Source organism: Streptomyces hainanensis (assembly GCF_004348415.1).
GTDB classification, from domain to species: Bacteria; Actinomycetota; Actinomycetes; order Streptomycetales; family Streptomycetaceae; genus Streptomyces; species Streptomyces hainanensis.
In genome coordinates this window covers 1-5,946 of record NZ_SMKI01000464.1, presented here as the reverse complement: position 1 = coordinate 5,946, position 5,946 = coordinate 1, and the positions used below count along the sequence as shown (strand labels likewise).

The 5,946-nt window shown below is 72.1% G+C and carries 4 protein-coding genes; 2 read left to right on the top strand and 2 right to left on the bottom strand.

Annotated elements, in window-relative coordinates; all coding sequences use genetic code 11:
* Positions 1-103 precede the first annotated feature (103 nt).
* Positions 104-1,285 (top strand): zinc metallochaperone AztD, encoded by a 1,182-nt coding sequence (gene aztD / locus E1283_RS30165; RefSeq protein ID WP_132821348.1) that lies wholly within the window; start codon positions 104-106, stop codon positions 1,283-1,285.
* Positions 1,286-1,656: 371 nt separating this feature from the next.
* Here aztD and E1283_RS30160 read toward each other — a convergent pair whose 3' ends face one another.
* Together E1283_RS30160 and E1283_RS30155 are read right to left on the bottom strand one after the other, a co-directional pair.
* Positions 1,657-3,117 carry an APC family permease gene (locus tag E1283_RS30160; protein ID WP_132821347.1) on the bottom strand — a complete coding sequence of 487 codons (1,461 nt, stop codon included), beginning with the start codon at positions 3,115-3,117 and terminating at the stop codon, positions 1,657-1,659.
* A 70-nt stretch (positions 3,118-3,187) separates the two neighbouring features.
* A complete protein-coding gene (locus tag E1283_RS30155; protein WP_132821346.1) occupies positions 3,188-4,528 on the bottom strand; it encodes a UDP-glucose dehydrogenase family protein in 1,341 nt (446 codons plus the stop codon).
* A 147-nt stretch (positions 4,529-4,675) separates the two neighbouring features.
* Between E1283_RS30155 and E1283_RS30150 the strand changes: the two genes are divergently transcribed.
* Positions 4,676-5,836, top strand: coding sequence for an acyl-CoA dehydrogenase family protein (locus E1283_RS30150; protein ID WP_132821345.1), 1,161 nt, complete (start codon positions 4,676-4,678; stop codon positions 5,834-5,836).
* The last annotated feature ends 110 nt before the right edge of the window (positions 5,837-5,946 follow it).

Sequence of the window (5,946 nt, the reverse complement as noted above, 5' to 3'; positions counted from 1 at the left end):
GGTCGAGGGGCCGGGGACGATCTTCGAGCCGCTCTTCTACTTCAACCTCGCCGGGCCGGGCGACCCGGTGCAACGCCTGGGCACCGAGTACGCCTGGCACCGACTGCGCAGAGCCGGAGTGGCGGTCACGGCCGCCGTGGCGGCGGTGGCGTCGCTGAGCGCCTGCGGCGGCGACTCGTCCGACGACGCGCCGGACGACGCGGCCGCGCCGACGGCCGCCGCGAACATCGCGGACCCGCTGGTGCTCACCTACGACGGCGGGATCTACGTCGTCGACGGCGAGACGTTCGAGGTCGCCGCCGACATCCCCCTCGAAGGCTTCAACCGGGTCAACCCGGCCGGCGACGACCGGCACGTGCTGATCTCCACCTCGACCGGCTTCCGGGTGCTCGACGCGGTCGGCGGCGAGCTGACCGACCTGGAGTTCGCGGCCCCCGAGCCGGGCCACGTGGTGCGGCACGCCGGCCGGACCGTGCTGTTCGCGGACGGCACCGGCGAGGTGACCGGCTTCGACCCGGCCGGCCTCGACGCCGGCGAGCCGCCGGAGACCGAGACGTACCAGGCGGCCGACGCGCACCACGGGGTGGCGATCGAGCTGTCCACGGGCGAGCTGGTGGTGACGCTCGGCACCGAGGAGGAGCGCACCGGCGTGCTGGCCCTCGACGAGAACCGCGAGGAGATCGCGCGCACCGAGGAGTGCCCCGGGGTGCACGGCGAGTCCACGGCGCGGGGCGAGGCGGTGGTGATCGGCTGTGAGGACGGCGCGGTGGTCTACCGGGACGGCGAGTTCACCAAGGTGGACAGCCCGACCGAGTACGGCCGGATGGGCAACCAGGCGGGCTCGGACGTGTCCCCGATCGTGCTGGCCGACTACAAGCAGGACCCGCAGGCCGAGTTGGAGCGGCCCGAGGAGGTCGCGCTGATCGACACCGAGCACGGCACCCTGGAGCGGGTCGACCTCGGCACCAGCTACACCTTCCGCTCGCTGGCCCGGGGCCCGGAGGGCGAGGCGCTGGTGCTCGGCTCGGACGGCGCGATCCATGTGATCGACCCCGAGTCGGCGGAGGTGACGCGGACCATCCAGGTGCTGGACGAGGAGTGGAGCGAGCCGCTGGAGTGGCAGGAGCCGCGGCCGGCGCTCTTCACCCGCGGCGCCACGGCCTATGTGACGGACCCGGCGACCGGTGAACTCCACGCCGTGGACCTGGCGTCGGGGGAGATCACCGACTCGGTGACGCTGGACGCCCCGCCGAACGAACTGTCCGGCGTCGTGGCCGGTCACTAGGCCCTGGCCGGGCCGGCCTCACCGACACCCGTGGCCCGGGGCCCCGGGTCGCGCCTGCGGAAGACCGGCGAAGCCGTGGCCGCGCGGCGCGGACCGGCCCTGGCGGGCCGGGCTTGCGACGGGCGGGCGGTGGGCGGCCAACTGGTCGGGCCCGGCCCGATCCTCAGGCCAGGGGCGCGGCCCCGGCCGTGCGCGGCACGGCCGGCCAAAGCCAGCCTCTTCACCCCACAGCCACCCGGCAGGCGGACGAAGCCGTGGCCGCGTCGCGCCAACCGGCCTGGCGGGCCGGACTTGCACCCGGCCCCCCAGAAGCCAACGGCCGCACCTCCGCCGGCACACCGCCGGCTACCAAGCCGGGCCCGGCCCGGCGGTCAGTCGGCCCGCGGTCCTTCCGGGCCGTCAGGCCCGGCCGGCTTCGCCGGCCGGTCCGCGTCGGCCGATGGACCCGCGCCCAGCGGGCTGGCGGCCAGCGCCCGGTCGCCGAGCCAGACACACGCCCAGAGGGCGACGCCCAGCAGCATCAGCCAGCCGGCGACCCGGTAGTCCGCGCCGGCGCGGCCGGAGAGCGGGGTGGCGAGGTAGGCGCAGAGCACCGCGCCCAGCACCGGAAGCGCCGTGGGGGCGCGGAAGTGGCGGTGCGCGACCTTGTCGCGGCGCAGCACCAGCACGGCGACGTTGACCACCGCGAAGACGCAGAGCAGCAGCAGCGACGTGGTGCCGCCGAGCGCCGTCAGGTCGGCGTAGCCGATGAGCAGGAACGCCAGCAGGGTGGTGAAGGTGATCGCCACCCAGGGGGTGCGGCGGCCCGGGAGCAGCCGGGCGAGCGGGGCGGGCAGGCAACGCTCCCTGGACATGCCGTAGAGCAGTCGGCTGGCCATCAGCATGTTGATGAGCGCCGAGTTGGAGACGGCGAACATGGTGATCCAGGCGAACAGGTCGATCGGGAAGCCCGGCGCGCCGGCCTGCACCACCCGCAGCAGCGGCGTCTCGCCCTCGCCGAGCAGCCTCGGCTCCACCAGGGCGACACTCGCGATCGCGACCAGCACGTAAATAACACCGGTGATGCAGAGGCCGATCAACATCATGCGGGGAAAGATGCGAACCGGGTCCTTCGTCTCCTCCGCCATGTTCACCGAATCCTCAAATCCGACCATCGCGAAAAAGGCGAGTGCGGTCGCGGCGGTCACGGCGCCGAAGGCCGTTTCACCGCCGGAGGTGTCGAACTCGGTGATGCGGGAGAACTCGGCCTTTCCCTGGGTCATCGCCCAAACCCCGACGCCGATCACGATCAGCAGTCCGGAGAGTTCCACGGCGGTGAGCACCACGTTCGCCTTGACGCTCTCGCCGACACCCCGCAGGTTGACCAGGCTGATCGCCGCCATGAAGCCGAGCGCGATCACCATCGCGATCCGGCCGGTGTCGCCGTCCATGTCCAGCGCGGACAGCAGGTTGGCCGCGAAGGCCTTGGAGGCGGAGGACGCCGAGGTCAGGCCCGAGCACATCACGGCGAAGGTCACCAGGAAGGTGAGGAAGTGGATGCCGAACGCCCGGTGCGTGTAGACGGCGGCGCCGCCCGCCCGTGGATATTTGGTGACGAGTTCCAGATAACTCGTGGCGGTCAGCAACGCGACCGTGAAGGCGCAGAGAAACGGCAGCCACACGGCCCCGCCGACCTCGGCGGCGACCCGGCCGGTCAGCGCGTAGACGCCGGTGCCGAGAATGTCGCCCACGATGAAGAGCAGGAGTAACCCCGGCCCCATTACCCGCTTGAGTTCGGTGTCGCCTTCCGCCTGCGGCGCGTCGGCCGTTCTGGTCCCCGTGATCTCTGACATGGCGGGACGATAGCGCCCCGCGGACGGGTTATTGAGCGGAATGCGGAATAGTTGAGGAACAGTTGAGAATTCAGGCCGTGGGTCGGCCGAGCGCGCGGTACGTCCAGCCGGCCTTGCGCCACAGCGCGGGGTCGAGGGCGTTGCGGCCGTCGAGCACCTGGCGGTCGGCGACCAGCTCGCCGAGGGCCGCCGGGTCGAGCTCGCGGAACTCCCGCCACTCGGTGAGGTGCAGCACGGCGTGCGCGCCTTGGATCGCCGCGGCGGCGGTGTCCGCGTAGCGGAGGGTGGGGAAGACGCCGCGGGCGTTGACCATGGCCTTGGGGTCGTAGACGGTGACCTCCGCGCCCTGGAGGTGGAGTTGTCCCGCGATGTTGAGCGCCGGCGAGTCGCGGACGTCGTCCGAGTCCGGCTTGAAGGCGGCGCCGAGCACGGCGACCCGCTTGCCGAGGAGCGAGCCGCCCAGCGTCTCCCTGGTGAGCTCGACCATGGCGGCGCGGCGGCGCATGTTGATCGAGTCGATCTCGCGGAGGAAGGACAGCGCCTCGGCGGCGCCCAGCTCGCCGGCGCGGGCCATGAAGGCGCGGATGTCCTTGGGCAGGCAGCCGCCGCCGAAGCCGATGCCGGCGCGCAGGAACTTGCGGCCGATGCGGTCGTCGTGGCCGAGGGCCTCGGCCAGCGTGACCACGTCGCCGTCGGCGGCCTCGCAGATCTCGGCCATGGCGTTGATGAAGGAGATCTTGGTGGAGAGGAACGCGTTGGCCGCCGTCTTGACGAGCTCGGCGGTCGGCAGGTCCGCGACGATGAAGGGGGTGCCGCCGGCCAGCGGGGTGGCGTAGACCTCGCGGAGCAGCGTCTCGGCGCGCTCGCCGGTGACGCCGACCACGATCCGGTCGGGGCGCAGGGTGTCCTCGACGGCGAAGCCCTCGCGCAGGAACTCCGGGTTCCACGCCAGCTCGGCGTCGGCGCCGGCCGGGGCCAGCTCGGCCAGCCGGCGGGCGAGCCGGGCCGCGCTGCCGACCGGCACGGTGGACTTGCCGACCACCAGCGCGGGGCGGGTGAGGTGCGGGGCCAGGGCGTCGACGGCCGCGTCGACATAGCTCATGTCGCAGGCGTACTCGCCGGGCTTCTGCGGCGTGTTGACGCAGACGAAGTGGATGTCGCCGAAGGCGGCGACCTCGGCGGGCGACTCGGTGAACGAGAGCCGGCCGGTGGATCCCGGCAGCCCGGCGACGTGTCTGCGCAGCAGTTCGTCGAGCCCGGGCTCGTACATCGGGGCCTCGCCGCGGGCGAGCCTGGCGATCTTCTCCGGGACCACGTCGAGCCCGAGCACCTCGAAGCCGAGCTCGGCCATGGCCGCCGCATGGGTGGCGCCGAGGTAACCGAGGCCGATGACCGTGATCTTCGGAGACATGCCCACGAGCATAGCCCTCGGGGGTGAAGGCCGGTTGTCGGGAAGCTCACCTGTCGGCGGCGGTCTCCCCGTCCTACGATGCGGGTACGGCTAGAAGTTACTTAACAGTCATTAGCAACGGCGCTGGTCGACAAGGAGTGGGAGCACGTGGCAGGAGACGCGGATTTCGATCTGTACCGTCCGGCGGAGGAGCACGAGATGCTCCGGGAGTCCGTCCGCGCGCTGGCCGAGGCGAAGATCGCCCCGTTCGCCGCCGACGTGGACGAGCAGGGCCGCTTCCCGCAGGAGGCCCTGGACGCGCTGGTGGCCAACGACCTGCACGCGGTGCACGTGCCGGAGGAGTTCGGCGGGGCGGGCGCCGACGCGCTGGCGACGGTGATCGTGATCGAGGAGGTGGCGCGGGTGTGCGCCTCGTCCTCGCTGATCCCGGCGGTCAACAAGCTGGGGTCGCTGCCGGTGATGCTGTCCGGCTCCAAGGAGTTGAAGGCCCACTACCTGACGCCGCTGGCCAAGGGCGACGCGATGTTCTCGTACTGCCTCTCGGAGCCGGACGCCGGCTCGGACGCGGGCGGCATGAAGACCCGGGCGGTGCGGGACGGCGACCACTACGTACTGAACGGCGTCAAGCGGTGGATCACCAACGCGGGCGTCTCCGAGTACTACACGGTGATGGCCGTGACCGACCCGGAGAAGCGCACCCGCGGCGGGATCTCGGCCTTCGTGGTGGAGAAGGCCGACGAGGGCGTCTCGTTCGGGGCGCCGGAGAAGAAGCTGGGCATCAAGGGCTCGCCGACCCGCGAGGTCTACCTGGACAACGTGCGGATCCCGGCCGACCGGATGATCGGCGCCGAGGGCACCGGCTTCGCCACGGCGATGCGCACCCTGGACCACACCAGGATCACCATCGCCGCGCAGGCGCTCGGCATCGCGCAGGGCGCCCTGGACTACGCCAAGGGCTATGTGCGGGAGCGGAAGCAGTTCGGCAAGCCGGTCGGCGACTTCCAGGGCGTGCAGTTCATGCTGGCCGACATGGCGATGAAGCTGGAGGCCGCCCGCCAGCTCACCTACGCGGCGGCCGCCAGGTCGCAGCGCGAGGACACCGACCTGACCTTCTTCGGCGCGGCGGCCAAGTGCTACGCCTCCGACGCGGCGATGGAGATCACCACGGACGCGGTCCAACTGCTCGGCGGCTACGGCTACACCCGCGACTACCCGGTGGAACGGATGATGCGGGACGCCAAGATCACCCAGATCTACGAGGGCACCAACCAGGTGCAGCGGGTCGTGATGGCGCGCAACCTGCCGTAGGCGCCGCGCGCTCCGCGCGGTGCGGCCGGTGGTCGGCGGCGGCTTCGCCGCCGGGCCGGCGGCCGCGCGCAGCGCGCACCACTCCGCGCGGAGCGCGGAACGCAAAGGGG

Bases quoted from the DNA above. Each gene is read 5' to 3' on its own strand.
- E1283_RS30160 (WP_132821347.1), bottom strand. From the start codon at position 3,117: ATGTCAGAGATCACGGGGACCAGAACGGCCGACGCGCCGCAGGCGGAA.
- E1283_RS30155 (WP_132821346.1), bottom strand. From the start codon at position 4,528: ATGTCTCCGAAGATCACGGTCATCGGCCTCGGTTACCTCGGCGCCACC.